Source organism: Mesorhizobium sp. M7A.F.Ca.CA.002.05.1.1 (genome assembly GCF_003998335.1).
Classification (GTDB): Bacteria; Pseudomonadota; Alphaproteobacteria; order Rhizobiales; family Rhizobiaceae; genus Mesorhizobium.
This window is the reverse complement of the sequence record NZ_RZQI01000677.1, coordinates 1-3,318: the sequence shown is the minus strand read 5'-3', so window position 1 is coordinate 3,318 and position 3,318 is coordinate 1. Positions and strand designations below refer to the sequence as shown.

Annotated in this window: 1 protein-coding gene and 1 pseudogene; both read left to right on the top strand. The window is 65.4% G+C overall.

Annotation, left to right across the window (positions count from 1 at the left end):
* Positions 1 to 37 precede the first annotated feature (37 nt).
* Positions 38 to 2,011 (top strand): annotated as a pseudogene (locus EN939_RS26450) (DUF5682 family protein); the annotation flags it as partial.
* A complete protein-coding gene (locus EN939_RS26445; RefSeq protein WP_127270708.1) occupies positions 2,004 to 3,230 on the top strand; it encodes a VWA domain-containing protein in 1,227 nt (408 codons plus the stop codon). The pseudogene EN939_RS26450 and the gene EN939_RS26445, both read left to right, overlap by 8 nt.
* Positions 3,231 to 3,318: the final 88 nt, after the last annotated feature.

Here is a 3,318-nt window from a genome sequence, read left to right as displayed (position 1 = left end):
GACGGAGTAGCAGGCGACGCTCTGAGCCGTCACCAACAATGCGGCAGTGCGCTTCATCGATTTGCCGTCGTCAGCCCGCACTGCGCCGATTGAGGCCGTGGGGGAAACCGAGAGCGATGGAACGGAAGCCAACGTCGAGGCTGACTTGGCGCCGCATCTGCGGGACCCGATCGGAACGCTGGCACAAGCTGCCGGCTATGAGGATGGCGAAAGCTGGTGGTCTGATATCATCGAGCAGAACCCGCAGCCGGGTCCAATCTTCGCGGCAATAGCCGACGCGATGACGACGCTGCGGGACGGCGAAGGTCCGCTTGCGGCGTTTGAGGCGAAACGCGAAGCGCATATGCGGCTTGAGATCGCCGCCGCGCGAAAGGAATTCGATGGGCCGATCGCTATCGTTTGCGGTGCTTTCCATGTGCCGGCGCTGCAGGCGACGCGACCGCTGAAGGAAGACCAGGCGCTACTCAAGGGGCTCGCCCGCCGCAAGAGCATGATGACCTGGGCGCCGTGGACGGGGCCGCGTCTGGCGCTGGGCTTCGGTTATGGCGCCGGCGTTGTCGCGCCCGGCTGGTGCAAGCATCTGTGGCAGACGCGCGGGCAAGGCGACGCCTCGGTCCTTTGGCTGGCGAAGATCGCGGCGGTCCTGAGGGCCAAGGGGCACATGGTCTCGACCGCCTCGCTGATCGAAGCCGAACGGCTGGCCCGCACGCTGGCTGTGATCCGTGAACGGCCAAAGCCCGGTTTCGAGGAATTGCGTGACGCCGCGATCGCCGCCCTGTTCAACGGGGAAGCGCTGCTGTGGGCGCTGGTCGAAGCCGAATTGCTGCTGGGCGCCGATGTCGGTGAAATTCCGCCAGACACGCCGCTGGCGCCGCTAATCGAGGACCTGCAGCGCAACCAGAAGGCGGCACGGCTGAAGCCCGAGGCGCTGGAGCGCGAATTATCGGTCGATCTGCGCAGCGAGAGCGGGCTGTTTCGGTCGACCTTGCTGCACCGGCTGTCCGTGCTTGGCGTGCATTGGGGCAAACTCATCGACAGCGGCCGTAGCCGCGGCACCTTTCGCGAGCGTTGGACGCTGTCGTGGGAACCTGAGTATGCCGTTCGACTGGTGGAGAACCTGGTCTACGGACCAACCATCGAAAAGGCGGCCAATGGTCGGCTGATCCAGATGATCGGCGCGGCGACGTCTCTTGATGCGATGGCCGCACTGGTCCAGGGCGCCATCACGGCAAACCTGTCGGAAGCGTCGATCGCCGGTCTCGCGGCCTTGGAGGAACGGGCAGCCCGCAGCAGCGAATGCCTGGAAATCCTGACATCGGTGCCGCCGCTCGCCGACATCATCCGCTATGGCGAGGCTCGCAAGACGGAAACCGCCCGTCTGTCCGGTCTGCTGGAGCGGCTGATCGTCGAAGGCGGGATCGCGCTCGCCTATGCCGCCCGCGACCTCGATGCCCAGGCATCCACGACGCTGGTCGGCGCCATGCGCAAGGCCGACGAAGCGATCAGTCTGGTCGAGCCTGAACAGGACGTGCTGGACGCCTGGCGCAATGGGCTGGCTGCGGTGCTCGATGGATCGCGCTCGACGGCGCTGGTGGCAGGCTGTGCCGCGCATCTGCTCTACGAAGCCGGCCATCTGTCAGCCGACGCGGCAACCGGTCTGATCGCACGACGTCTGTCTCCAGGAACGCCTGTCACCGAGGCTGCAGGGTTCTTCGAGGGTTTCTTCAGCACTGCCGGCCAACGGCTGATCTACGACGAGGGCCTGCGCGGTGCGGTGGATGCCTGGCTCGCATCCCTCGACGAAGACGCCTTCATTGCGCATCTGCCGTTGCTGCGCCGGGTCTTTTCGCATCTGGACTCGATGGAGCGGCGGCGGTTGATCGAAGCGGTGCTCGGCCGCGCCGCACGCCTGCCTGCCGGACTGACGCCGACTCCGGATGGCGGCGAAGCGTGGCGCCGCCATCTTGAACGGCTCGGACCCTTGCTGACGGGAGGGAGCGGCAATGGATGACGAGGCCGAAATGAGCGAACCAATCCAGGCCGGCGACGGACGGGAGCGCCGCTGGCGCCTGGCGATCGGTGCCGATGAGGAAACCTCGTCAGCGCTGTCCGACACCGACAAGCGGCTTTCGGCGGCGCTCGATGCGCTTTACGGCGATGGTGCCGGCGATGCGGCCGCCGATCCGCGCAAGCGGCGCGGCGGCCTCGGCCGCTCGGCGCCAAGGGTGGCACAGTGGATGGGCGATATCAGATCGTTCTTTCCCGCACAGGTCGTCCAGATCGTCCAGAAGGATGCCTTCGAACGGCTCAACCTGAAGCAGATGCTGATGGAGCCGGAATTCCTTAAGGCGATCGAGGCCGACGTCAATCTCGTCGCCGACCTGATTTCGCTGCGCTCGGTCATGCCGGCCAAGACCAAGGACATTGCGCGCACGATCATCGCCGATATCGTCGCCAAGCTGATGCAGCGGCTGGAGCAGAAGACAGCCGAGGCGATCCGCGGCGCGGTCGACCGGTCGCAGCGCACCAACCGCCCACGCCAGCGCGACATCGACTGGCCGCGTACGATCTCAGCCAACCTTCGCCATTACCAGCCCGAGCACAAAACCATCGTGCCGGAGAAGCTGGTCGGCTTCATGCGCAAACAGCGAAGGCTGGTCGACCTGGATGAGGTGGTGCTGTGCGTCGACCAGTCGGGCTCGATGGCAAGCTCGGTGATCTACGCCTCCATCTTCGCCGCGGTGATGGCTTCCCTGCCGGTCGTGCGGACCAAGCTTGTCTGCTTCGACACGGCGATCGTCGATCTGACCGAGGAGCTTAGCGATCCTGTCGAAGTCCTGTTCGGCGTGCAGCTGGGCGGCGGCACCGACATCAACCAGGCCGTGGCCTATTGCGCGGACCGCATCGAACGGCCGACCAAGTCGCATATGGTGCTGATCACCGACCTTTATGAGGGCGGCAACGGGCAGGAATTGCTGCAGCGGCTTGCTGCACTCGTTCGCTCCGGCGTCAACGTCGTGGTGCTTCTGGCGCTGACCGACCAGGGCAGGCCGGGTTATGACCCGAAGATGGCAGGCTCGGTGGCCGCCCTCGGTATTCCGGTCTTCGCCTGCACGCCGGATTTGTTTCCAGACATGATGGCGGCGGCATTGCGTCGGGAAGATATCGGCGCATGGGCGGCTGGCGCCGATATCAAGCTGGTTCGTGCCGAGGCCGAGACTCCGGAGTAAAACAGCCGTCGCCAGAGCTGCCAGGATGCTTCTGGCAGCTCTGGGATAAATGGCTGGAGCTCAGCCGAACTTCGGGTCGAGGCTGCCC